Annotated in this window: 17 protein-coding genes and 1 pseudogene; 14 read left to right on the top strand and 4 right to left on the bottom strand. The window is 40.7% G+C overall.

The features are described from left to right. Positions 1 to 291 precede the first annotated feature (291 nt). Both namA and AACU33_RS01085 read right to left on the bottom strand, forming a co-directional pair. Complete coding sequence (gene namA, locus AACU33_RS01080) at positions 292 to 1359, bottom strand: NADPH dehydrogenase NamA (RefSeq protein WP_096586648.1); 1068 nt, start codon at positions 1357 to 1359, stop codon at positions 292 to 294. Positions 1360 to 1859: 500 nt separating this feature from the next. Further along, positions 1860 to 2066 (bottom strand): hypothetical protein, encoded by a 207-nt coding sequence (locus tag AACU33_RS01085; RefSeq protein ID WP_096586649.1) that lies wholly within the window; start codon positions 2064 to 2066, stop codon positions 1860 to 1862. A 363-nt stretch (positions 2067 to 2429) separates the two neighbouring features. Between AACU33_RS01085 and AACU33_RS01090 the strand changes: the two are divergent. The 3 genes and pseudogenes from AACU33_RS01090 to AACU33_RS01100 form a co-directional block, all read left to right on the top strand. Continuing rightward, positions 2430 to 2765, top strand: a pseudogene (locus AACU33_RS01090) (response regulator transcription factor); the annotation flags it as partial. A gap of 233 nt (positions 2766 to 2998) precedes the next feature. Continuing rightward, positions 2999 to 3388 carry a hypothetical protein gene (locus AACU33_RS01095; RefSeq protein ID WP_096586651.1) on the top strand — a complete coding sequence of 130 codons (390 nt, stop codon included), beginning with the start codon at positions 2999 to 3001 and terminating at the stop codon, positions 3386 to 3388. Between the two features lie 244 nt (positions 3389 to 3632). Beyond that, positions 3633 to 5966, top strand: coding sequence for a WD40 repeat domain-containing protein (locus AACU33_RS01100; RefSeq protein WP_096586652.1), 2334 nt, complete (start codon positions 3633 to 3635; stop codon positions 5964 to 5966). 15 nt (positions 5967 to 5981) lie between these two features. On the opposite strand, the gene AACU33_RS01105 is transcribed toward AACU33_RS01100, so the two are convergent. Together AACU33_RS01105 and AACU33_RS01110 are read right to left on the bottom strand one after the other, a co-directional pair. Continuing rightward, entirely contained in the window at positions 5982 to 6221 is a 240-nt protein-coding gene (locus AACU33_RS01105; protein WP_096586653.1) for a hypothetical protein, read from the bottom strand. 155 nt (positions 6222 to 6376) lie between these two features. Continuing rightward, on the bottom strand, positions 6377 to 8413 hold the full coding sequence (locus tag AACU33_RS01110; RefSeq protein WP_096586654.1) for a hypothetical protein: 2037 nt from the start codon (positions 8411 to 8413) through the stop codon (positions 6377 to 6379). A 761-nt stretch (positions 8414 to 9174) separates the two neighbouring features. Between AACU33_RS01110 and AACU33_RS01115 the strand changes: the two genes are divergently transcribed. From AACU33_RS01115 to AACU33_RS01165, 11 genes are all read left to right on the top strand, one after another. After that, the gene (locus tag AACU33_RS01115) at positions 9175 to 10401 is read left to right on the top strand and encodes a succinate--CoA ligase subunit beta (protein WP_096586655.1); all 1227 of its coding nucleotides are present in this window, start codon (positions 9175 to 9177) and stop codon (positions 10399 to 10401) included. Positions 10402 to 10716: 315 nt separating this feature from the next. After that, on the top strand, positions 10717 to 11598 hold the full coding sequence (locus AACU33_RS01120; RefSeq protein ID WP_096586656.1) for a succinate--CoA ligase subunit alpha: 882 nt from the start codon (positions 10717 to 10719) through the stop codon (positions 11596 to 11598). A 1554-nt stretch (positions 11599 to 13152) separates the two neighbouring features. After that, positions 13153 to 15198 (top strand): polysaccharide biosynthesis protein, encoded by a 2046-nt coding sequence (locus tag AACU33_RS01125; RefSeq protein ID WP_096586657.1) that lies wholly within the window; start codon positions 13153 to 13155, stop codon positions 15196 to 15198. Between the two features lie 114 nt (positions 15199 to 15312). Beyond that, positions 15313 to 16314 (top strand): glucosamine inositolphosphorylceramide transferase family protein, encoded by a 1002-nt coding sequence (locus AACU33_RS01130; RefSeq protein ID WP_339375683.1) that lies wholly within the window; start codon positions 15313 to 15315, stop codon positions 16312 to 16314. 73 nt (positions 16315 to 16387) lie between these two features. After that, positions 16388 to 17701, top strand: a complete 1314-nt coding sequence (locus AACU33_RS01135) for an oligosaccharide flippase family protein (RefSeq protein ID WP_096586658.1) — start codon at positions 16388 to 16390, stop codon at positions 17699 to 17701. A 48-nt stretch (positions 17702 to 17749) separates the two neighbouring features. Further along, the gene (locus AACU33_RS01140; protein WP_096586659.1) at positions 17750 to 18640 is read left to right on the top strand and encodes an FkbM family methyltransferase; all 891 of its coding nucleotides are present in this window, start codon (positions 17750 to 17752) and stop codon (positions 18638 to 18640) included. A gap of 3 nt (positions 18641 to 18643) precedes the next feature. Continuing rightward, entirely contained in the window at positions 18644 to 19792 is a 1149-nt protein-coding gene (locus tag AACU33_RS01145; protein WP_096586660.1) for a glycosyltransferase family 1 protein, read from the top strand. Continuing rightward, positions 19789 to 21324: a hypothetical protein gene (locus AACU33_RS01150; protein WP_096586661.1), complete on the top strand. Its 1536-nt coding sequence runs from the start codon at positions 19789 to 19791 to the stop codon at positions 21322 to 21324. The genes AACU33_RS01145 and AACU33_RS01150 overlap by 4 nt, the downstream gene beginning before the upstream one ends. A 152-nt stretch (positions 21325 to 21476) precedes the next feature. Beyond that, the gene (locus AACU33_RS01155) at positions 21477 to 22619 is read left to right on the top strand and encodes a glycosyltransferase (RefSeq protein WP_096586662.1); all 1143 of its coding nucleotides are present in this window, start codon (positions 21477 to 21479) and stop codon (positions 22617 to 22619) included. A gap of 62 nt (positions 22620 to 22681) precedes the next feature. After that, positions 22682 to 23881: a glycosyltransferase family 4 protein gene (locus AACU33_RS01160; RefSeq protein ID WP_096586663.1), complete on the top strand. Its 1200-nt coding sequence runs from the start codon at positions 22682 to 22684 to the stop codon at positions 23879 to 23881. Continuing rightward, positions 23857 to 25128, top strand: a complete 1272-nt coding sequence (locus AACU33_RS01165; RefSeq protein WP_339375684.1) for a glycosyltransferase — start codon at positions 23857 to 23859, stop codon at positions 25126 to 25128. The genes AACU33_RS01160 and AACU33_RS01165 overlap by 25 nt, the downstream gene beginning before the upstream one ends. Positions 25129 to 25131: the final 3 nt, after the last annotated feature.

The following is a 25131-nucleotide window of genomic DNA, read 5'->3' on the forward strand; positions in this document are numbered from 1 at the left end:
TATATGAAATTGGTATGTCATTTGTGTGTCGCTCATGACACATAGTTAAAACAATGAATTCAGGTAGGGTTATTGGGTTTGGGAAAACATACAGTTCTCATTAAATAATGACTTTAATAAGTTAAATTTCAAAATCTGAGAAATTATCCCATTTCTCTAAATTCTGAGTCCAGATAATTCTCCGCCCTGCTCCCTGCCCCCTATGTGTAGCCTTATTTTGGAGAATCGGTATTATCCACCCCTAATCTCTTGCTATTTGGTAGTAAGAGTTGAGGTGGGTTGGATTTGATATTACAGCCAAGCGCGGTCATATTGAACTGGCCAGAGTTTCTCGTATCCTAACTGTTTAGCTGCCATGTGCGGCCAGTAAGGATTGCGAAGCAACTCACGTCCCAACAATACTATGTCAGCGCTTCCTGAACTAATAATTTGGTCTGCTTGTTCGGGAGAGGTAATTAAGCCTACGGCTCCTGTGTCAATATTCGCTTCACGACGGATGCGTTCGGCAAACTGAGTTTGATAACCTGGCTTGAGTGGTATGTTAATGCCTGGGATAATGCCACCGGAAGAGCAGTCAATCAAATCTACACCTAAAGACTTAAGTTTGTCACTTAAAGCGATACTTTGCTCAATATCCCAACCCTTGTCTACCCAATCTGTAGCAGAGAGGCGTACAAATAATGGATGTGTTTGTGGCCAAACTTCTCGCACGCCTTGAACGACTTCCCTCAGCAGCCGAGTACGGTTTTCAAAGCTACCACCATAATCATCTGTACGAGTGTTAGCTAGCGGTGAGAGGAACTGGTGCAGCAGATAACCGTGAGCAGCATGGATTTCAATTACTTTGAATCCAGCTTTTAAAGAACGTTGAGCAGCTTGGACAAAAGCATCGGTAACTTGTTGAATACCTTCAATGGTGAGGGCTTCTGGTATGGGGCTATCTTTGCTAAAAGCGATCGCACTACTGGAAACTAGAGGACGCCAACCTTCTTGAGATTCATCTAAGAACTTTCCGCCCTTGCTTGGTTTGGCTGTGCTGGCTTTTCTTCCTGCGTGAGCGAGTTGAATACCAGCAACCGCACCAAAGTTATGAATTAATTCCACAATCTGGGCTAAATTCTCAACGTGTTCGTCTAACCAAATTCCTAAATCTTGGGGGCTAATGCGTCCCCGCGGCTCTACGGCTGCTGCTTCTGTTAACACTAAACCAGAACCACCAACTGCACGCGAAGCTAGATGAACCTTGTGCCAGTCATTAGCATAACCATCGGTACTGGAATATTGACACATTGGTGAAACGGCAATGCGGTTGCGAAAGCTGACTTCACGAATACTATATGGTTCAAACAGGTGTGCCATTGGTATTGATTCCTTCTCTTGCTAGGTGAAAGAAATAAGTCAAAAAGTTACGCAGTAGACTTCGGTTACTGAAACATTTGTAGATGTTTTCCTAAACACACTTAATTTAGGCAGGAAAGCAACAATCACCAGGAATAATTTGAAAGCATAAACATGAATACACAGCTACACTCCACATCTATAAGTATCAGTAAAACAGTTAAGTTCGCCACAGATGAAGTTAGCCGTTATCCAAGACTTAGCCAATCAGCTTTTGACATTTGATACCCATCTGAAAATGTGGATTTAGTTTCAGAGTTCAGCTGTATGCATCTCTAAATCAATAATCAGCACTCCAGCTACTAACTCATGAAATGAGTCCCATATCATCAAAGTATGATAAAAGCTGAGAGTCAGAGAGAAATAGAGTATGTAACTGGAATACCCACCTTTTGTAGGGGTGATTCCTGAGAGGCAAGGCAATAGTAATTGCTCTAAATATTACTATAAATTATAAGCTATTACTGACTAGAATAAATCCAGCGATCGCTAGCTTTTCGATAGCTGGGTTTTTTACTACAATTATAATTATTTTGTTCTTCCCAAATATCGCCTTGTTCCATCTCTCGATTCACCAATAACTGTAATTTCTCTGGTAATCTAGCCCTGTAATCTAGCGACCAAAGTTCTATATCTAGTAATTCTCTCTCAATTTTCCCAAAAATCATTTGCTGACCCTTCCTTAGTCTTAGCATTTCTTCCTACTAGTTTTGTAAGTAGAATTTGTCCAAGTTTCATAGCTCAAGACATGGATGAATACCAAGAATTCAAGTCTTGCATATTCGTAATCTGTTCATAACTTATTTATAATTGCTATAATTTTTGAATTAACTTAAAACTTTTGGAAGTTTGAAATTATTAAAAAAATAAGTATTTGGATATGTAATGATATCAGTATGCTTGCAGTATGAAAAAATACAAATTCACCAAGGAAGCGATCGCATTTAAATTACAATCCTTTTATAGGGTTTTCTCGCAAACTTTATTACATCTAAGCCAGTAGCAATATATCTTCAGAGAAATAGTTATTTATGATTGGTAAGAAAATTCTTGTAGTTGACGACGATCCGCCAGTAAGGAACCTAATCCAACGGTTTTTAACTAAACTAAATTATCAAGTAGAAGCTGCCGCCGATGGAAAAACGGCAAGAGCTATATTCCAAAATTTTCATCCAGATCTAGTGATTTTAGATGTAACTTTACCAAACGAGAATATCTCCGATATCTGCGAAGAAATACAAGTTATCGGTGAAGCCTTTGTACTTCTGCTAACTAAAAATTTAGATGCAGGTATAAAGGCTGATGACTATCTCGCCAAGCCATTTGATTTAGGACAACTGGAAGCTAAAGTAACAAAGATTTTGCAGGGCAGAAATGATAATAACTGGGGTTAAGATGATATTTAGAGTATTTCGTTACTCTAGACAGATCTAACGCTAAAATATTTGATTTAAGCACGCATCAGCAGAATAAACTTAATCTTAAGTAATTTGAGTGGGCACTTCAGCAAAGTTAAATACGTCATCATGACACATGATAGATAAATCTAAATTTTCTATCAAACTAATTAAAATGTGACAAGTAATTTTAGGAGAATAACGTGAAAACATCTGTAATTGCTAAAACACTCATAGCATCACTGGGATTTTTAACTTTGTTTAGCCCAAATCAGGCTTCAGCGCAGCTAGTACCCCAACCTTGGGTGTCGGTGGGTGGAAATGATGGTGATGTCACCTATGCTGTGGGAGCTAGAGCTTTGAATTTGGGCGTTGAACTCGGAGCAGGCCCGGACGGATCTACTGGAGTTGATGTTTTAAAATTTTTCAGTCTACCAGTAATTTCACCTTATGTAGGACTGGGATATTATTCAGAAGATAAGGGTGTTGCGGTCTCTGGAGGCGTTCAGGTAGGTGCTACAGACCACATTTTTGTAGGTGCTGGTTACAACTCTGTTCGCGGCTTTAATGGGCAACTGGGAGTAAGATTTTAATTGTGATTCTGCAATTCAAATTTAGGAATAACAATCAACACGGCTAGTTGGTGTAAGTAATTTGGTATATATAAATATTGAATAGCCTGGAATTTTGATGTATTGTACAACCTTGTGTAGGTGCTTTCTGTTTGTATAGCTGCACTCTGGAATCGCCAGCTACTTATTTTAACTTAATTAATGGCAGCAATAGTGAAAGAATTAAATTAGCTTTTACTATTATGGGTTGAACAGGAAACTCCTTATGGAGCAAGGAATCCGATTACTTATACAGTTAGTCATAGAGTTTGCACCCGTTATTGTATCTTTCATCCAAAAGCGGATGGAGACCAGTGTAAATGCTACTAATTACGAAATTCCCCTGACAATTTCTGAATCAGATCCATCCTTAAATATAGTCGCGTCAAATTTTAACTATGAAGTAGGATTGGCGCAAGGAAAACGTCTGCAACATCAATTAGCTGTTTATCAACATCAAACTTTATTAGAAATAACTCAAAAAGAGCGAGAAACTGCACTTAAGTTACCAGAAGTTCACAAAATTCTAGAAAGCTGGCCTTTAAGGTTATATCCTTCTCAGATTTTAGAATCTTACAGTAATTATGGACGTGTCCCGTTAAAAATTTTTATTGCTCCTCCACAACTGGAATATGACAGATTTGCTAAAAAAAATGAAGTAATTCCAGAAGTTGAGTTAATGTTAGCTGAAGGTTTAAGAGACTTTATTACCAAGCATTACTCGCTCCACAATTCAGTTAGACCAACAGAATTTTTAGCAGGTGCATGGGATAGTAAACGTTTTCATAGTGAGTCCAGTATTAAGGCTCTGTTTAGTATGTTGAAAACAGAGCCTATTTTAATATTAGAATCAGAGCATGATGGAGATTATCTGAATTGTCGGATTGCTTATTGGGGATTAGGACAAGGCAATTATTACTATAAAACTATTTCAAGATTGCCTTATAAGCAAATTTTAGAAGATTCTGCGAAAAGCCGAGCTTTAGAATGGCAGAAAATTAGAGATGAATTGTTATTGCTTGGAGAAGATTTAGAGGAAATCAATAATATTGGTAGAGATAACGTCAGAAATTTAGCAATTTTAGAAAAAGCAGAAAAATGGCAAAAACAAGGTATTGATATTAATAAATTATCGCTGGAATATGAAATCAATCATCAGGATTTTGAAAGACTTTGCCAAGTATTAATCAAATGTCATTGTTTGATTGCTAGCTGGGTGGCGGATATTTATCATCTAATTCATCACGATGTACCTCCCCTACTACCAGGATTACTGATGAATTTGGTTGACGATACTTTGGATTTACAATCGGTAGCAACAATAGCTACAGGCTATCAACAAGTTTACCAAGCACTAGAGCAGGAGCGACGTTACTGGATTCCAGAGTTAGCTTTGCAATTAGCTGTAAGTTTATCTTACTTAAGCGATCGCTCTTGGGCAAAGGAACAGGTTGAGTATTCGATCGAGACATGGTTGCAACTGCGCCAAGTTTCACTACCAGAGGGAAAACATCCCTTAGAGGTAATGCAATCTGCACTGAGAATCGAAGATCGGGAATATTTGACCAAGTTAAAAGAATATTTTACAGCTGTTGACGATCGCCAAAGTCTTCTGGAAGTTGAAAAGATGTTACAAGCGATCGCTAATCTCAATTCCCAACCTAGCCTAGAATCTGCAACTCTTCTTCATACCCTCACCGGACATACAGGGGATATATCATCAATTGCCATCGCTCCAGATGGAGAAATGTTAGTCAGTGGTGGTGCAGATAAAACTATCAAGGTATGGAATCTTCAGAAAGGCGAACTTATTCGCACTCTCACAGAGAATTTAGGAGAAATTTCCTCTGTAGCTGTGAGTTGTGATGGTAATTACTTGGCTGTCGGTAGCTGTCAACATCCTAAAAGTAATGTCAAAGTATGGCATTTAAAAACAGGTAAACTACTGCATACGCTTTTAGGGCATCAAAAACCTGTTAAAGTTGTAGTCATTAGCCCAGATGGCCAGCTGCTTGCTAGTGGCAGTCATAAAATCAAGATTTGGCATTTGCATAAAGGCGATCGCATTTGTACTCTTTGGCATTCATCCGCAGTTGATGCTGCTGCTATCAGCCCTGATGGTACTATCCTTGCGAGTGGCAGTTCTGATAGTAAAATCAGGCTATGGAATCCACGTACTGGCGATCCATTACGCACGCTCATCGGTCACAGTGGTGGGATAAAATCTTTAGCTATCAGCCCTGATGGTACAATGCTCTTTAGCGGTAGTGTGGATACAACCATCAAAATTTGGCATTTGATTACCGGGAAATTATTAGATACCTTGGCTGGACACTCCGATGAGGTAAAATCCATCGCTGTTAGTTCTGATGGAGAAATACTTTGGAGTAGTAGTGCAGATACAACTATTAAAATGTGGCGACTTTCCACAGGCGAACTGCTGTATACACTTACCGGACATTCACAAGAAGTCAATTCTATTGCTTTAAGTGCAAATGGTAAATTTCTAGCTAGTGGTAGTGCCGATCGCACAATTAAAATCTGGCAGATAACTGCGTGAAGCAATAAATTAATATTATTGTAGATTTTCAATGCCAATAATCTCGCGATCGCCTGAAATCTCGTTGCGAGTGTGAAAAGTGAAATGTCGTTGCTGTTGTAATTGTTGCCACTCTTGTTGCAATTCTGCATGAGGATACGTACCAGCATTGAGCATTTCTAGCATTGGCGGCCATACTACTTTAAGAATGTGTAAATCGCCAACAAAGAGTTTAAAACGACCGATGTTAGCGATCGCATAAATTCTATAACTCATAAACAAGGCAAAATTAATAACTCTTGTTTTGGCTGAAAAATATTCATAAATATGATAATTTTTGGCTAAAAATAAAACTCAGTAGTTAATTGCAAACATCCATATCTATATTAATTTGTAGGGTAAGGCAATACCTACCCTACTGCTGACGATGCTTACCCTTCAAGCGTTCGCGAATATACTGGTTTACCTTGAGAATCGTAGACAAACAAAGATAGTTGAGCATTATCACTAATTACTCCCAGCGCTTGCTGTAACATTTGTAGGTGTTGATTACCATCAGCAATTACATTTGATTTTGGAGGATTAGCATTAGCTGAAGTACTTTGTCGTGCTAGGTCATATTCACGAGTTAACTGCACAGTAATTCCGCGATTATCTATAGTAAAAGTACAAATCCGCATTCCATTAGTACAAAGTTTATTGAGATCGGTGCGGGTTTGCTGCAAACTATTGACAGTTTCTAATTTTGCTTGTGCTTGTTTCAGGGCAGCAGAGTAGGGTTCGATTAGAGGTTGAGTCAAACGATATTGAAAGCTATCTTCAGAAATTTGTTTAGCAGACTGCACAGCTTGTTCCCATTGAAGTACAGCTGGTTGCCATTGTTGCTTTTGCTCGTAAGCCTTAGCTTGCTTGGCAGCGTTAATAGCTTGTTGGTAAGTTTTAAAAGCTAATTGTTCTTTTGTAGCGCGATCGCGTGCTGCTGCTAATTTTGGTTTATATTCTCCTAATAGAGCTTGTGCTTCTTGGTATGCTGAACTGGTACGGGGAATAATATTCAATGCATTAACCGCTACCTGCCAAGTAGCCTGCAACTTTTGTAAATCACGCAAGGATTTTATATTGGCTTCTTGCTGGCTAGCTGCATTAGCTACAGCTTTAGAAGCATTCAGTTTTTTTAACCATTTTTCTGCCCCTAGCAATTGCTGGTTCACAGCGTTTAACTCAGCACGATAGCCAAGTAATCTTACTTGAGCCAAATTGTATAATTCGCTATTAGTACCAATAGCTTCTAATGGTGTAATCGCTTGTCGCCAAAGTTTTTGTCTAGCTTGTAATTCCTCTAGGCTGTTGCTAGGGGTTTTACCTTTACTCATCGCCAAGGATGCTGCTTGTAAAGCTTTTACCACTCGATCGATTTTTTCTGATGACCCAGATAAACTTGCTTTTAGTTCCTCGGCTTTTTGGTATTGAGGAGACCAAGAAGGAATCTGTTCTAAGTCTAAGCTAGACGCTTCTAATTGCTGTTGCACTGTTACTAATTCTTTTTCAGATTTAGCCTTGCGCATCAATTGTCTAGATTCCGTTTTTAATTGCTCGGCAGTTTGGATTGCTTTACACTCTGAGAGGACACAAGGAGTAGCCAAAAGGTAAGCTCCGCCAGCTAACACGACAATTCCGACACAAGCTGCACCAATCAACATTGCTTTGATTGGTTTTGCTGGTTTAGTAGTTAATAAATCTGGTGAGCCAGCAAAGGGATCGAACGGTTCTTCATGCTCAGTTTCATCAGATGAAGCAGCTGATTTAGAAGATGCGAAGGGTGACTCAGCTTCATCCATAAAAGAAGTAGCTGATTTAGAAGATGCGAATGGTGACTCAGCCTCATCCATGAACGAAGTAGCTGATTTAGAAGATGCGAATGGTGATTCAGCCTCATCGATTGATACTTCTGAGAAAGGACGCGCGAATGGCGAATCAAGCTCATTGCTTGATGGAGTTGCTGGGATGCTTTGTGCAAATGCTGACTCAGCCTCGTTGCTTGATGCTGCTGAGGTAGGGAGAGAGAAGGGAGGAAAAATTAATTTTTTACCAGAGGATTTATCGGTAGATTCTTCTAAGTCAGGCGCTTGTAAAGTCGGGTAGAGATTAATTTCATCGATTTCTACCCTCTGACTAATATAGAGGGAACGTTTGGTATAAGGACGTTTTTCACCCAATACTCTTAGAAAGCATTCTACAGTTTGCTCTCCTTGAGTTGACAGCGACCGGATTGTGTCTTCAATTACTTGAAAGACTATTTGTGTGTCAACTGTTAAACCTACTGGATGTTGAATTAGTACCATTAGTCCGTCATTATTGACGGCACACTTCACTTGGAAGACTCCGCCAGATGGAACTTCGGCCAGGAATATTTCCTGCAAAGTTTTGGTTAACAGCTGTAAGTCTTCCTGCTGAACTGCTACTGTCATAGAGCGTTCCCGCTGTTCTTCTATATTGTTTTTCTTATCTTCGAGACTGGGAAAGGTAGGACTTTCGTTTGTTGAATGCAGATGCACAGTTTAACCAACCAGAGCCAGATAATCAGATTGACCAACTTTCTAACACAAATTCTGAGTTTTCACCAAAAATCAAAAAAGCAGAGATTTTTCCGAACTCCCTAGTTTGCTAGTGGTAAAAATCATATTTAACAATCTCGCTGAAAGTATAAATTACAGCTACAAAATGGGAATAATAAAGTTTTTGGGTATTTCCACGGCTTTATATCTAACTGGAAATGTATAGCTTTTTCGTTGTAGTAGTGTCGCAATTATCCCCAAGTAAAGCCAATAAGATTGTGTTAATAATAGAATTAAAATCTTTAATCTTGAATCTTTTCAGTTGCTTGAGGGCTAATCTAACGTAGCAATAATTGAGCGCGATCGCGCCTCACACTCTACACTAGGAATTGGAGAAAAATAAATCCACATTACTTAGGGGTTATTTATGAGTATGGTGGTTTCCTGACATCCTAGAAAATTTACTGAGGAGATTAATAACGTCTTGTGGCAATGCTGGCAATTTTTGGTAAGCAATTTAATTTACCAAATTTACTGAATTCGATAAAATTGATCGTTGAAAGAATAACTGTTAATAAGTATCTAAAGCGAAATTGTCTACTGAGAGTGCGGTGAAAGATTAAAGATAATTTTCAAAAAAATTCTGTGCAAGTGTCGCTACCAGGTGCGGATCGATGGATTTATTGGAGTACCAAGTTAAAGAATGGTTTGGAGAAATCGGCATTCCTGTATTGCCCTCCCAAAGAATTGACCATCCTACGGATTTAAAACGATTAAAAATTCGCTACCCAGTTGTACTAAAATCTCAAGTCCATGCAGCAGAACGGGCGAAAGCTGGTGGAGTCAGGATTGTGGAAACAACAATCGATGCGATCGCTGCTGCTCAAACTATCTTCAATTTACCGATTTGGGGCGAGTTACCGGAAGTATTGCTGGCAGAATCAAAATACGATGCCAGACAAGAATTATATTTAGCTGTGGTTTTAGATACCGCAGTCTGCCGACCAGTACTTTTAGGTTGCAAAGAAGCAGATATTGATTGGGAATCGGCAGGGGAGAAAATGGAGTATGTTGTTGTCGAACAAGAATTTTCGCCATTTTATGCCCGCAGACTGGCCTTAAAACTCGGTTTAGAAGGCACGCTGATGCAATCGATTAGTCATGTAATCGAGAAGATGTACCAGCTGTTTATCCAAAAAGACTTAGATTTAGTAGAAATTAATCCCTTGGCAGTTAATGCTTCCGGGCAAGTAATGGCCCTCAATGGTAAGGTGAGAGTTAACGAACGGGCAATTGGACGTCATCCCGACATTGCCCCAATGGCAGCAAAAGTAGTCAAAACTCATCACCATAACGAGACTAACGGCCATTTGAGTAAGTGGGATGGGATAGAAATGCACGGTAAAATCGGCATTCTCGGTAATGGTACGGGTTCTGTATTGGCAACCTTAGATTTGGTGGTGAATGCTGGTGGTAAACCTGGAGTGTGCTTAAATCTGCGTCATGCTTTTGTCACAGATACAACAGAAACTACATTCTGCGATCGCTTAGATACAAGTTTGAAAATTCTCGCAGCTGATAAAAGTATTCAAGTCATCCTAGTCAATCTCTTAGGTAGCATTCCGCAATCTGAAGTATTTGCTGAAGTGATTAGTAAATTTTTGCAACAAGACAAAAGTGAAGTTAAATCCCCAACGGGACGTACTAATGGCAGCAAACATCGCCGTGAAAGCAATTTGCCCCGCTTAGTTGTCCGCCTTGGCGGTTCTGATTTCAATGCAGCGAGAAAATATTTAGCCACACTGAAAACTCAAGGCGATATCCTGATCTTAGTGGAAAATTTAGATGAGGCAGTAGCAGAATCAGTTCGTCTAGCCAAGTCAACTAGTTATAAAAGGTAGTCAAATTTTACCCCCTGTGTAAAAAGGGCTGCAATCAGGATGTTGAAGAAGTATTTTGCTCAACAGATTAACTCTTGTATCAAACAAAGATATACAGTCTCGCCACTCATAGGGTAATTACGGGCAATAGACTATTAGTTAATGTGTTATTCAATACTTTTTTAACATCCTTTGAGAATGAGTCGAATTTAATCAGTATTTAAAGACAATAGTTGTGAATTTTTAGTCAAAATGACATTATGTGACACCATTGTGGATGTCAATCTCCTCCCTGTAACTTCTGGTGCTGGGATATCAAATTTACCGTAATTTTTTATGAATTTAACGCCAGACAGTAAAGTATTAATCCAAGGGTTCAGTGAATTTATCTCAGCAACTCATATTACTCAAATGAAAGCTTATGGTACTAATTTGGTTGCTGGCGTAAATCCTGGATTTGGCGGACAAAAACTCTACGATCTGCCAGTTTTCGATCTGGTTGAGGAAGTCGTCGGACAATTTGGGCCAATTGACACGACTATTATTTGTGTCAATCCTTATCAAGTATTAGATGCAGCCTTGGAAGCGATCGCCTCTAATATTCACCAGATCATCATTATCTCTGCTGGCGTACCTCCTTTAGATATGGTGCAATTACTGCGTAAAGCCGAATCAGTAGAAACTCTGGTAGTAGGCCCCAATAGTCCGGGAATCATTGTACCGGGAAAAATTCTTTTAGGTACTCACCCCAGCGAATTTTATACCCCTGGCCCCGTAGGAATTGTCAGCCGCAGCAGTACCCTCACCTACGAAGTTGCTTGGGAATTAACTAAAGCAGGTTTAGGGCAGTCAATTAGTGTCAGTATTGGTAGCGATGCGATCGTTGGTTCCTCATTTCTGCAATGGTTACAAATCCTCGATGAAGACGATACTACACAAGCGATCGTCTTAGTAGGTCAACCTGGTGGCGGTAGTGAAGAAGCAGCAGCGCGCTACATTGCTGAAGCAATTGATAAACCAGTTATTGCCTACATTGCAGGTAGACAAGCGCCACCAGCAAAACATTGGCGTCAAACCGGCACTTTAGCAACAATTATCGGACGCGATCCTCACTTTGGTACAGCACAACATAAATTAGCTGCTTTCCAAGAAGCACAAGTTCCAGTCGCTGAACGTCCTTCGCAAATTCCAGATTTGGTACGAAAGGGTATTCAATAACTAAATAACTCCATAATTAATCAACTTGTTATTCAAACTCAATTGAGAACTGTTAGCCTACAAGTCGGGTTTTATCCCCTGTTACAAAATCATTTCAGGTTCGCCTAAATACTTACAAAAATAATGATGCGGAGATGGAAAGATGCAGGGGACGCGAAAAATTTTTCATCGTCAGTCATTTGGCGGACTTAATAACAGGAGTTCTACTCCAAAAGTGTTGTCAATTTTCTACGCTTGCTTATTTATCTGCCTGTGGTAAGATGCCACAACACATATCACAAGAGATATAGCAAGTTGAGCAATATTTTCTGCTTTCGTATTTGTCTTTTCTTTAATGGCAAAATGTACAAATTGTCAACCACTAGTAGATAGATATTTTTATAAGGTTAATATCAATCATTAGCAATATTTTCCTCTGAATATTAAAAAAAAGTATGATCCTCAAGACAGTTTATTAGATAGCTAATATCAAGCTAAGTGCTAGTTAGATAGAGTTAATAACTCAGGGTTATCCCCCTAAATATAGAACTTTATCAAATCTATATATATATACCGATCCCAAGCAGGTGATTTCATAAAAACTATATAAATTAACTCAGCAAAAGATGGTAAAAAATCAGATACAAACGTCAAATCTCAGACATTGCATTTTATAAACTGATAAATATATTCAGCCAAATAAAGTGATAATAGTTGCAGAGAAATAAAAATAATTTTCAGCGTTCTCAAGTTATTAGCAGTAGGAGGATAGTTACTAATCTCAAAATCTAACAATCAAAGTTTCCGCCAATATTTGACAGCACAAATTAAGTTAAGAACAAATTAGCCATTCATTATTTATCGCTGCTAAAACTCAAGAAAGTTAAAAAGTTGATATACCTATCACAATTGTGTAAGCAACTTAAAGTTTGGATTTATTTTGCGATAAATAAGGTGTGTCTCATTTGGGAAAATCGCTTTGGCAAGGGAATTCACTTTTGCAAAAATGACGCAGAAAGGTTTTCCGGATAATAGCCTGAATCAGCTAGGCTAAATTTTAAGTTTACAGTGGACGTACTCAATTTTTTATTTGATTTTAGCGACGAAATAGTTTCGTCATAATATTTTTCCAAATTAGGATGCACCGGAAACTAAGTTCAAAATCCACATCCATACTCTGCTAAAATCATGTATGCATCAAGCTCAACTATTTCTAAGCTAGTTCAAAAAACTTAGCTTTTATTTGTTGTATAAGCATACAAGAAAGTAGGAAAAATAATATAAATATTAGTTCCTACTAAAATAATTGGGAATCCAATTATTGTGGAGAGGATGGCTATGATGCATTTGCTGTCATTAGATTCCTCAATATTTTGAATTCCGTCATTAGGCGAAAGTCATAATTTAATAATTAATTAATCAATAAAATTGTAATGTGTTTGCGATCAAAAGCTTACAGGGCAAGGCTTGCAGCAAAAGATAATTACAATTTTTTCCAAGTGTTTATACAAATAAAGCTTTAAAGCTTTAGCAACAAAGATAGGCAAGCAACCAGGGTTTAAGAGCTTTAAGAGCATGAACTACTTACTCGTTAAATTTTACGCGGCAGTTCAAAAAGTCGCTAATACTTTCCTGTGCGGATTGCTGCAACTAAGAAACAAACACTTGTTAGTGTTTGATATAGTTTTGTTTGCAGTTACCCCATTATTAGCGCTAATTATTCGTTTAGACGGTGATTTTTCCTTAAACGCATACATCAAAGAGTTAGGCACTGCCACCATACTTTTTATAGCAGTCAAACTAACTTTATTTTGGAATTTAGGTTTTTATAGACGTTACTGGCGCTATGCTAGTGTTGAAGAATTGACATACATAGCCATGTTGGTGTTGGCTGCGGTAGTCATTCAAAGTCTTTTATTTGATGTGCTTCAATATATACCTTATTTAAGCAGAGAAAAACTGCCACAATCGCTACCATTTATTGACGGATTACTTTCCTTTACCTTTATTGGGGGCTTACGTTTCAGTGTACGAGCCGTAGAAAGAACTAGCCAAAAACAAGTATTTTTGAACCAACACGAAAGGGTGTTAGTAGTTGGTGCTGGAAGTGCAGGGGTATCCCTCGTCCAAGAAATGCAAAGAAGTCCCCAATTGGGTTTTTATCCTGTAGCTTACATTGATGACGATCCACAAAAATTAAACGTACACATCCGTGGGATTCCAGTTATAGGCGATCGCTTCCAAATTCCTGAGGTTGTACAATCTCTCCAGATCCAAAAAGCGATCATTGCAATGCCAACAGTTGCAGGCAAAGTGATCCGGGAAATTGTCGATATTTGCAAAGCAAGTGGAGTTCAAACTTGCACATTACCTGGCATACATGAAATCCTCAACGGTCGTGTCCGAGTAGACAGCATTCGCGATGTCAGAATTGAAGACTTGCTCAGACGCGAATCTGTGCAGACAGATATTGAAAGAGTTGCCCAATTTATTGCTGGCAAGAAAGTCTTCATTACTGGTGCAGGTGGTTCTATTGGTAGCGAACTTTGCCGTCAAATATTTAACTGTCGTCCTGCGGAAATGATCCTGATTGGACATGGAGAAAACTCTGTCTTCAATATCCAACAGGAATTAGAACAACTGGTTCAAGTCATCAAACAAGATAGCCAAGTAAAACCGAATACCCCACGCATTTCTGCATTCATTGCTGATATTCGCTTTCGCTATCGCTTAGAACAAGCCTTTGAGCAATTCCAGCCGGATGTGATTTTTCATGCCGCAGCCCATAAGCACGTTCCGCTGATGGAATTAAATCCAGCAGAAGCAATCACCAATAACGTCCTCGGCACCAAAAATCTGCTGGAACTGGCAAAGCAGTATGATGTCCAACATTTCGTGATGATCTCTACAGACAAGGCAGTTAACCCTACCAATGTCATGGGTGCGAGTAAGCGAGTCGCCGAAATGTTAGTTCTGCAAACTGCCAGAGAGACTGGAAAGCCTTATGTAGCCGTGCGTTTTGGCAATGTGTTAGGCAGTCGTGGCAGTGTTGTTCCTACCTTCAAAAAACAAATTGCCGCAGGCGGGCCAGTAACCGTTACCCATCCCGATATCTGCCGTTATTTCATGACAATACCAGAGGCAGTTCAACTAGTTTTGCAGGCTGTAGTACTGGGTCGCAGTGGGGAAGTATTAATGTTGAATATGGGCGAACCAGTGAAAATAGTCGATCTAGCCAAAGAACTAATTCACCTTTCGGGATATGAAGTCAACAAAGACATTGACATTGTATTTACAGGTTTACGACCGGGTGAAAAGTTATTTGAGGAACTATTTATTGAAGGAGAAGAATACGAACCAACTCCCCACGAAAAACTGTTTGTAGTGAAAAATGCTAGTCGAATTATTCCCGCAAATCTGAATGCGATCGTAGAAAATTTGTGTAAAGCAGCAGATAAAAACGATGGGGCTTTAATTAAATATTTAATTGGGCAATTAGTCACGGGATATAGTCCAAAATCTTGGCAATCAGAAGCTCCAATCCATCTCACAACAACCGAGCCAAGAAATTCCGCTAATCAGATAGCTAAAGTAGGAAAAATGAAACCACAAGGGGCTTAAAAACAGGAAATAAAGTTTTTAATTCCTGAGGATTATTCCCAAAAATATCTATTAGCGGCAATCAACATCAAGAACCATCAGCATATCAATATAATCTTCCAGATATTAAATAGCATGTCGTCTATCACATCGCGATCCTTTTCTTTGCTCGCAAATCTTGCCAAAACATTTGTCAGACGAAAAACTGATTGGGTCATTGGAATTTATACAGGGGAATCTCCTGTAAAGTTAGGTTCGCCAAAAAATTTCAGAAATCCAGTCTTGACGGCTAAGGATGTAACCGATGTACCAGCCAAGTTTGTCGCTGACCCCTTCATGGTGCGTGAGGATGGCAGTTGGTACCTGTTCTTTGAGGTGCTAAACAATCGCCGAAAAAAAGGAGAAATCGCCCTAGCAACTAGCAACGATGGATATAGCTGGAAGTATCAACAAATAGTACTGACTGAAGCTTTTCACTTGTCTTATCCTTATGTATTCAAATTTCAAAATGAATACTACATGATTCCTGAAAGCTATGAAGCTAATTCGATTAGATTGTACAAAGCTGTTAATTTTCCAACTCAATGGACATTAGTCAAAACTTTATTAGATGGTAGCGATTATGTAGACTCTTCGATTTTTAATTTCAACGATCGGTGGTGGCTGTTTACCACATCATTTAAAAGCAATATTCTGCGTCTGTTCTATGCTGATGACTTGATGGGAAATTGGATTGAACATCCTCAAAGCCCTGTGATTGAAGAAAATGTCAATATAGCCAGACCAGGGGGTAGAGTTCTCGTATCAAATGGCCAAATTTTCAGATATACCCAGGATGGTGAGGGATTTTATGGTAATCAGGTGCGTGCCTTTGAAATCACTAATTTAACAACAACAAATTATGCAGAAAAACCAGTCAAAGAAAACCCAATTCTCAAAGGTAGCGGCTTTGGTTGGAATAAAACGGGAATGCATACTATCGATCCCCATCAAATGGAGGATGGTAAATGGATAGCCTGTGTAGATGGATATCGCATCGTTGTAGTTTTTGGGCTGGACTTAGATTATTTCAAAAAAGCTCTTAACTTTAGCGAGCCTAGACAAGCTGAAATTCAATTTAGCAAATCAGGTTCATAGACGCCAACTGTTAAATAAACCTGCGATCGCTCCTCATGATGAATCCACAGAATTTGAGATAGAAACCGAAAGGATGCAACAGTACAAATCACTCACACTACGCCGTAACTTCTCCTGGACTTTTGTTGGTAATGCTGTCTATGCAGCTTGCCAATGGGGAATGTTGATGGTGCTTGCGAAACTCGGTAGTCCGGAGATGGTAGGGCAGTTCACATTAGGGCTGGCAATTACTGCACCCGTATTTATGTTTACAAATCTCGATTTGCGCCATGTCCAGGCGACAGACGCTAAATCCCAGTATCTCTTCAGCGACTACCTTGGTTTGCGGATCGTCTCAACATTGCTGGCACTTGTGGTGATTGTAGGAATTACTTTCAAAGCTGGATACAACTGGGAGACATCGCTAGCCATTTTCCTGGTTGGTTTGGCAAAGGCATTCGAGTCTATTAGCGACGTTTTCTACGGGCTGTTTCAGCAGAACGAACGAATGGATCGCATTGCCTTTTCGTTGATGATTAGAGGCCCGCTGTCGCTGTTACTGCTAGGTATAGGCGTTTACATGTCGGGTCGCGTTGTGTGGGGAGTAGTTGGCTTGGCTATGGCTTGGGCTGTGGTTTTGCTTGGCTACGACCTGCGTAATGGCAGATTGCTTCTCAATCATCTGCGAGCAATGCCACAGGATGAAAGAGGGAGAAAAGGCGAACAGGCGTTTGCACTGCGGCCTCAGTGGCAAAAGAGAACATTGACAAAACTAGTATGGCTAGCTCTGCCCATCGGTTTTACAATGGCGCTCATTTCTCTGAATAGCAACATACCGCGCTATTTTATTGAGCAAAATTTAGGGCAGCGGGAACTGGGAGTTTTTGCAGCGATCGCTTACTTAATGGTAGCAGGCAGCATGGTAGTGACTGCTCTAGGACAATCCGCTACTCCTAGGCTGGCTAAATACTATGCAGACGGAAATGGCATCGCTTTCCGAACACTGCTGATCAAAATGGTAGGGATCGCTACTCTACTTGGCGGAATAGCCGTCTTGCTGGCGCTTGTCGCAGGTAAAGAGATTTTAACCGTTCTTTACCAACCTGAGTATGCCCAGCATCAAAATTTGTTTGTATGGTTAATGGTTGCAGCTGGCATTGGTTATGTATCTTCTTTTCTCGGTTATGGAATTGCTGCGGCCAGATACTTCCGTATCCAAGTACCTTTGTTTGCTTTAGTAACAACTTCATCAGCTATAGCTTGTCTCTGGTTGCTGCCAATTTATGGACTACCAGGAGCAGCATTCGCACTGATGATTTCGGGAATTGTCCAAGCTGTACTCAGTGTAGGAGTTCTCTTTCAAATACTACGCAGGCTTAACAGACAGCAGGAAGAAGTAACTCTTTAACAAGTGCAAATCTTCAACCAATTAGTAATACAAAAATCAGGGTGGGTCATGACTAATTTTAAAAAAACTATAAAATCGCTCCTCAGCAATCTCGCTCAAAATCCTTTAACTAAACCACTTTTATTATCTGTTGCTCGTACTGGTTTATTACCTCAATCAATCTGGCAACGCTTACCAGTTCAGGAAACTTTTTCTGTTTCACTGTTTGAGGGAAAATCTTTTAAATATTCAAGCATTGCTAATGATGGTATTGGTAGGCATCTGTTTTGGCGCGGCATTAAATCTTATGAGCCGGAAACGATTAAATTATTCTACAGATTAGTGCAAAAAGCTCATCTATTTTTAGATGTTGGTGCAAACACAGGACTCTTTACCTTAGTGGCTTTGGCTGCAAATGAAAACTCCCAAGTTATTTCATTTGAACCAGTTCCCAATGTGTATAAACTTTTAGTTTCTAATGTGAAGATTAATGGCTGGACTGAGCGAGTTCAAGAGCGAAACGAAGCAGTTTCTAATACTCTTGGCTCAACAAAATTACATATTCCTAGTGAAGATGTACCTAAGTCAGCTAGCCTAAATATTCAAGGATTTAGAGGTATGGAAGGCGCTCTGGTAGATGTGCCAGTAACAACTATCGATGCTGTTTGCACCAGCAATAAAAAAGTAGACTTGATCAAAATTGATGTTGAGGGATTAGAAGATAAAGTCTTGCAGGGAATGGAAAGGGTATTAAGCGAATCAAAGCCTACCTTAATTATTGAATGTAATCCTGACGATCCATTCCTAAATGTTGAGAGTATTCTGAGCAAATTTGGTTATCACTTTTTTCACGTACGCGCAGAAGGACCTGTACCGATGGATCGGATTGTCCCAGATGAAACAGGCCAGTATCGCAACTATTTATGTACTGTTCATCACAACTGGGAGGAAATTAATTAGGTCATGAAAAAACGCATACTACACGTTGTGGGTGGCATGAATCGGGGTGGAATTGAAACTTGGCTAATGCAAGTTTTACACCACATAGATCGCGATCGCTTCCAGATGGATTTTTTAGTTCATACAGCACAGCCTTGTGCTTACGATGACGAAATTCGCGCCCTTAACAGCCAAATTATTCCCTGTCCGCATACATCTCGACCGTGGACTTATGCCTTGAATTTTCAGCGCATTCTCCGCGACTACGGTCCTTACGATATTGTCCATAGCCATGTGCATCTGTTCAGTGGCTATGTCATGCGTTTAGCTTGGCAAGCAGGTGTACCCATTCGCATTGCTCACTGTCACACAGATACCTCTGCAATTGAAACCAAGGGAGGGCTTAATCGCCGCTTATATTACTCTTGGATGAAATCTTGGATTAACCGTTATGCCACGCTAGGTCTGGGAATTAACCCCAAAGCAGTAGCAGCTTTGTTTGGTTCAACCAACGAAACCGATCCGCGTTGGGGAGTTATTGGTTATTGCATTGACCCGACTCCATTTCGGGATGAAGTGGATAAACTAACTGTGCGCGCTGAACTTGGTATTCCTGCCGATGTTTTTGTTGTTGGTCACATTGGCAGATTTGTAGAAGTTAAAAATCATACATTTATCCTTGACGTTGCCGCAGAATTAGCTCAGAGAGAACCAAAAATGCGCCTGTTATTAGTGGGAGATGGTTCGCTGCGCCCAGAAATGGAACAAAAAGCCCAGCAGTTGGGTTTAAGCGATCGCGTCATTTTTGCTGGTGTCCGGTCTGATATTCCCCGACTTATGTTAGGTGCTATGGATATTTTTCTGTTTCCATCACTGTTTGAGGGTCTGGGAAATGTGCGCTTAGAAGCACAAGCGGCTGGGTTACGCAGTGTGATTTCCAATGTGGTTCCAGAAGAAGGCGATGTCATCCAACCTCTAGTGCAGCGACTATCTCTAAATGAACCAGCTGCTAAATGGGCGGAAGTAATTTTAGCTTGGCGAAATACAGCACCTGCCATTAGTCAATCTGATGCTTTAGCAATAATGGCAAATAGTAAGTTCAGCATCGAAACCTGTGTTAAGGACTTAGAGAAGATTTATCAAGCTCAAATATCTCAGGAGGTTGTGGTATGAATCGCGCACACCTCCACCCAAAAACAGCCTATCCAGACAGTGTAATTATTTCGATTTTTCTCTGTCTGCTGACATTAGTGGGCTTCTTGCAAACTACCAACCAATTTCTCCATTGGTTTCTCATTCCCGTGACATTATGTGGAATTTTAATTTGTATTGACGCTGTTGAATGGTTCCGGGGGCGGTTAGATATCTTCTCCCCCGTGGGCGTTATGGGTTTATTAGGTCTGCATTTCTTCTTCTTAGCGCCTCTACTTCACGTCAGTTATGACTATTGGCTAGGTGGCGATCTAACGCCACCTCCAGACTGGCGGCCTTGGGTTGGTGGCATGGCTACTCTGAATTTATTAGGTATTTTACTCTATCGCATTTCTCGGAATGGGAATTCAAACCCTGCCAAGCATCAATCAAGTAAGACAATTTGGACGATCGATCGACAACGTTTTCCTTTTGTTGTTGGTGCTGCCCTAATTATTTGTTGTGTTTTACAGGTAGTGGTTTACATCCAGTATGGAGGGTTAATTGGCTATATCAATGCTTTTGCAGATAAAGAAACTGAAGCTGGTGTAGGTCAAGGCTGGCTATTGATGATTTGCGAAAGCTTTCCCAATTTAGCCATGATGGCATTTACGGTCTATGCCCGCGATAAAAAAAGATTGCAATCGTGGCCTGTATTGATAACTGTTTTAATCGTCTTCTTTTTCGTCAAATTACTATTTGGCGGACTTCGTGGCAGCCGCAGTAATACAGTATGGGCATTATTTTGGGCGGCAGGAATGATTCATTTCTGGCTCAAGAAAATTAGTAAAAAACAAATCTTAATTAGTTTAGTATTTTTAATATTATTTATGTACTTTTATGGTTTCTTAAAATCAGGAGGAATTGAAGGAGTTCAAACAGCTTTACAAGGACAAGAAGCTCGTCAAGAATATGTCGCAGAAAAAGGCAGAGATTGGGAAACTTTAGTATTTGGAGATTTAGGAAGAACTGATATTCATGCTTATATGCTTTACCGGATAATGCGCCATGATAGCGATTACGAATATGCATGGGGTAGAACTTATTTTGCTGCCTTTACTATTCTCATTCCAGGGCAACTTTGGCCTTTTCCAGAAAAGCCACCTAATAAATCTAAGGAAGGAACAGAACTGCTTTATGGAAAGGGTTCCTTTATTCCTAAAGTATGGGTATCTTCTAGGGTTTACGGAATTGCAGGCGAAACAATGCTCAACTTTGGCCCCTATGCTGTTCCCTTTGGATATATAGCGCTTGGCTTAATTGTGGGAGCTATTCAACGTTCGATGATGAGTTTTTCGCGATTCGATACTCGCTTACTTTTGATGCCAATGCTCATCAATTTTAGTTTTACAATTTTGATCGGCGATCTAGATAATCTTATATATTTTTTAGTAACAGTAGGAGGTGTTCCTTCCTTAGTACTTTTTGTCAGTTCTAAAAAGCAATTAATGGGAAATTTAGACAGTAATTATCTGAGCTTCGATCGAGTAATAAAATTGAAAGGTAGTAGATAAATTTCTATGTCTACTGTTAGTAAGTTTAATAATAAATAGCAAAAATTTATAGGCTGTCTTCTTTATAGTTACTTTGTTCTAGTGTTTTGAAACTTCTCTATAAGTATGAGGTAGCGGTAGAAACTAAATAAATAAAAAGGTGGGTTAGCAATATGCCAAAAGTTCTTCATCTAATTCATAGTTTAAACAGGGGCGGAATTGAGATTTGGCTACTTTCTATGTTGCGTCAAATTCCCCGCAAGGAGTGGGAAATGGATTTTTGCTGCAAGGGGCAAGATGTAGGCCCACTAGCAGGAATTGCCGAACAATTAGGTGCACAGGTGTTGCACTGTCAATTAAGTTTTGCTCATGTTGGTTTCATTCAGAAACTCAAACGTATTTTAACTGAGGGAAATTACCAGATCCTGCACAACCATTTAGAAGCTTACAGCGGTCTTGCTGTTTGGCTAGGTCGTCAATTAGGAATTCCCGTCATTACTTCTTTTCACAACACGAATTTTTTTACTCCCCAAACGCCGTTAACTCGCACTTTCTTGATTCGGGAATTGCGGTCAGTTTACGCGATGGTTAGCGTTCGCTATGCACTTCACCATTCTCATCTGGTGACAGGTTGTTCTCAGGGAGTAATTAACAGTCTGGCTACGTTTGAGAAAAATATTCAAATTCCTTATCGCATTTTGTATTATGGTGTGAATATTCCGGAGCTATCAACTCCTGAAGAATGTGCTGAGTTACGCCGTTCCTTTGGTTGGCCTGGAGATACGCCGCTTCTGCTGCATGTAGGGCGTTTGATAGAGCAGAAAAATCACCTAGGACTTTTGTCTATATTTGAGCGAGTTTTAGAACAGATTCCTAACGCAAAATTGCTGTTAGTAGGAGAAGGGCCTCTTCAAAGTTTAATTGAGGAAACTATAGCTAAACGTGGGCTGGAAAATGCAGTTCGATTACTAGGGCTGCGTGACGATGTACCCTCATTGATGAGCAAGTCTAATGTTTTTTTACTACCCTCTTTTCATGAAGGGTTGCCAGTAGTCTCTCTGGAAGCTAGTGCTGCTGGACTGCCAATTGTCGGCTCAAAAATACCCGGTTTGATAGAAGCAGTTCGCGATCGCGAAACGGCGATATTGCACGATGTAGAAGATATTGATGGCATGGCTAAATCTACCATTGAAATTCTCCGCGATCGCCAGTATGCCGAGCAACTTGCTCATGCGGGGCGAACTCGGATAATCAATAACTTTTCAATTGAGAATAGTGCCAAAGGACTAACAGAGATTTACAAATCTTTTGTCTAGTTCCAAAAACCAAATGCTTTAACAAAACAGTATCAACTTTTATTAACAATATATGAATGTATATGAATGTATTAGTAACAGCTACCGCCCGATTTGCGATTACAAGTGATGGTATCCTCTGGACGCCCAATCAGTCTTTAAACTATCAATTCTGGTCTCGATATTTAGATGTCTACGATGAAGTTCATCTGTTAGTGCGTGCCAAACCACACGAATCACCGCCGCCTGGATGGAACAAAGCTTCAGGGCCAGGAATTAAGCCATTGCCAATACCCGATTATCAAGGTGCGTTGGGATTTGCCCAGAACTATACCCGCGTCAAAAAAGCTGTTCGGGCAGCACTGGTCAACGCTCAAGCTATACATATGCGTTTACCCTGTGACATTGGTGGATTGGTTTGGCGCTGTTTAGAACCTCAAAGACCATACGGGGTTGAGGTTGTGGGCGATCCCTATGATGTCTTTGCACCTGGTGCTTATCGGCATCCCCTCAGACCAATTTTCCGCAGATGGTTTATGCGGACATTGCAACGTCATTGTGCCCAGGCTACGGCTGCGGCATATGTCACAGAGCATTCTTTGCAACGTCGATATCCTCCCGCAAAAGAGGCATTTTCTACTCACTTTTCGAGTATTGATTTGCCGAAGTCGGCTTTTGTGACTGCGCCGCGATCGCCGCAGCCAAATGCCAAACAATTTACTTTAGTTAGCGTGGGTACGCTGGCTCAACTGTATAAAGCACCAGATGTATTAATTAATGCCATTGATATCTGCGTAGAAGCGGGACTAGACCTCCGGTTGATTTGGGTGGGAGACGGCAATTATCGCAAAGAAATGCAGGCACTAGCTGAAGCTAAAGGTTTGGGTCAGCGAGTTCATTTTTGCGGTCAGTTACCTAGTAGAGATGCCGTCATTCAGCAGTTGGATCGAGCAGATCTGTTCGTATTACCCTCTCATCAAGAAGGCTTACCAAAAGCGTTTATTGAAGCAATGGCTCGTGGGCTACCTTGCATTGGCTCGACAGTAGGTGGCATACCCGAACTCCTAGAGCCGGAGAATATGGTGCCACCTGGCGACGTGGCTGCTTTAGCCGAGAAAATTCGCGCCGTAGTGACTGACCCAGAGCGCATGGCGCGGATGTCAGCTCGCAACCTGGAAAAAGCTCAAGAATACATAGATGAAGTTCTCCGAGCGCGGCGAATTAAGTTTTATAGCTACGTGCGCGAGAAAACAGAAGCTTGGTTATTGACCCAGAAACGTTAGGAATCAAGGACAACTTAGATGATGACAATGAATCAAAAAACGGCAACCCCCAAGGAGGTGGAAGCAAATCAATGAACAAACTGTTAATGGTGACAACAATTCCAGATACCTTATGCGCTTTCCTCCTGCCTTTTTCTCAGCACTTCCGTGCCCAAGGCTGGTTGGTAGATGCAATGGCTTGTGGAATTTCTGCCAGTGCTGAGTGTGTAGAGGCTTTCGATCGCGTCTGGGATGTGCAGTGGTCGCGCAACCCGCTAGATCCGCGGAATCTACTCGTTGCGCCCCAAATCATCCAAGAGGTGATGCAGCAGCAGCAATATGACATAGTTCACGTCCACACGCCTGTAGCAGCTTTTGTGACTCGCTATGCTCTGAGGAATTTAAGAAAGCAGCTTTCAGCTCAAGTAGTCTATACTGCTCACGGCTTTCACTTCTATCGTGATGGCAAACCCTTAAGAAATGCCGCGTTCTTGGCATTGGAGAAGCTGGCAGCAAATTGGACAGACCGTTTAGTAGTGATGAATCGTGAAGACGAGGAAGCCGCCAAGCGCTACCAACTGATCTCCAGCGATCGCATCCACTATATGCCAGGTGTGGGGGTAGATTTGCAGTATTACAATCCTGAGGCTATTTCACAGGCGGAAGTAGAAAGAGTGCGCCGGGAATTAGGTTTAGCACCAGAGACTCAACTGTTGCTGTCAGTGGCTGAGTTCATACCCCGCAAACATCCTCAAGATGTTTTAAGAGCATTTGCTCGCCTCGGTCGGTCTGATGTCTGCTTGGCTTTTGCCGGAGATGGGCCGCTAATGGCAGAAGTGCAAGAGTTAGCAACTCAACTAGGGGTACAAAATCAAGTTCGCTTTTTAGGATTCCGCAAAGATATTCCCACGTTAATGCGGGCGGCGACAGCTACTGTGCTGGCTTCCGAACAAGAGGGACTGCCAAGAAGTGTCATGGAGTCTATGTGTCTGGAAGTTCCAGTCATTGGGGCATCTATTCGGGGAATTGAAGACTTGTTGGCAGAAGACTGTGGGCTGCTGGTAAAAGTCGGAGATATCGCCGGATTTACAAAAGCGATCGCTTGGGTATTAGAGCATTCACAAGAGGCTCGCCTGATGGGCCAGCGCGGACGAAAACGTATGGCTAACTACGATCTCCGCCAGGTTATTAAGCTGCACGAAGCTTTGTATGCAAAGGCGACATTCACAGAGCCTGTAGTAACAAAAGCATCTTTGGCTGTTAAGTGATTG

Origin of the sequence: Calothrix sp. NIES-2098, from assembly GCF_963875125.1 — a bacterium.
Taxonomy (GTDB): Bacteria; Cyanobacteriota; Cyanobacteriia; order Cyanobacteriales; family Nostocaceae; genus Aulosira.

What these genes read in the sequence shown, in the direction of transcription:
- namA (WP_096586648.1), bottom strand. Translation starts at nt 1,359, where the DNA reads ATGGCACACCTGTTTGAACCATATAGTATTCGTGAAGTCAGCTTTCGC.
- AACU33_RS01085 (WP_096586649.1), bottom strand. Translation starts at nt 2,066, where the DNA reads ATGATTTTTGGGAAAATTGAGAGAGAATTACTAGATATAGAACTTTGG.
- AACU33_RS01100 (WP_096586652.1), top strand. Translation starts at nt 3,633, where the DNA reads ATGGAGCAAGGAATCCGATTACTTATACAGTTAGTCATAGAGTTTGCA.
- AACU33_RS01105 (WP_096586653.1), bottom strand. Translation starts at nt 6,221, where the DNA reads ATGAGTTATAGAATTTATGCGATCGCTAACATCGGTCGTTTTAAACTC.
- AACU33_RS01110 (WP_096586654.1), bottom strand. Translation starts at nt 8,413, where the DNA reads ATGACAGTAGCAGTTCAGCAGGAAGACTTACAGCTGTTAACCAAAACT.
- AACU33_RS01115 (WP_096586655.1), top strand. Translation starts at nt 9,175, where the DNA reads ATGGATTTATTGGAGTACCAAGTTAAAGAATGGTTTGGAGAAATCGGC.
- AACU33_RS01120 (WP_096586656.1), top strand. Translation starts at nt 10,717, where the DNA reads ATGAATTTAACGCCAGACAGTAAAGTATTAATCCAAGGGTTCAGTGAA.
- AACU33_RS01125 (WP_096586657.1), top strand. Translation starts at nt 13,153, where the DNA reads ATGAACTACTTACTCGTTAAATTTTACGCGGCAGTTCAAAAAGTCGCT.
- AACU33_RS01130 (WP_339375683.1), top strand. Translation starts at nt 15,313, where the DNA reads ATGTCGTCTATCACATCGCGATCCTTTTCTTTGCTCGCAAATCTTGCC.
- AACU33_RS01135 (WP_096586658.1), top strand. Translation starts at nt 16,388, where the DNA reads ATGCAACAGTACAAATCACTCACACTACGCCGTAACTTCTCCTGGACT.
- AACU33_RS01140 (WP_096586659.1), top strand. Translation starts at nt 17,750, where the DNA reads ATGACTAATTTTAAAAAAACTATAAAATCGCTCCTCAGCAATCTCGCT.
- AACU33_RS01145 (WP_096586660.1), top strand. Translation starts at nt 18,644, where the DNA reads ATGAAAAAACGCATACTACACGTTGTGGGTGGCATGAATCGGGGTGGA.
- AACU33_RS01150 (WP_096586661.1), top strand. Translation starts at nt 19,789, where the DNA reads ATGAATCGCGCACACCTCCACCCAAAAACAGCCTATCCAGACAGTGTA.
- AACU33_RS01155 (WP_096586662.1), top strand. Translation starts at nt 21,477, where the DNA reads ATGCCAAAAGTTCTTCATCTAATTCATAGTTTAAACAGGGGCGGAATT.
- AACU33_RS01160 (WP_096586663.1), top strand. Translation starts at nt 22,682, where the DNA reads ATGAATGTATTAGTAACAGCTACCGCCCGATTTGCGATTACAAGTGAT.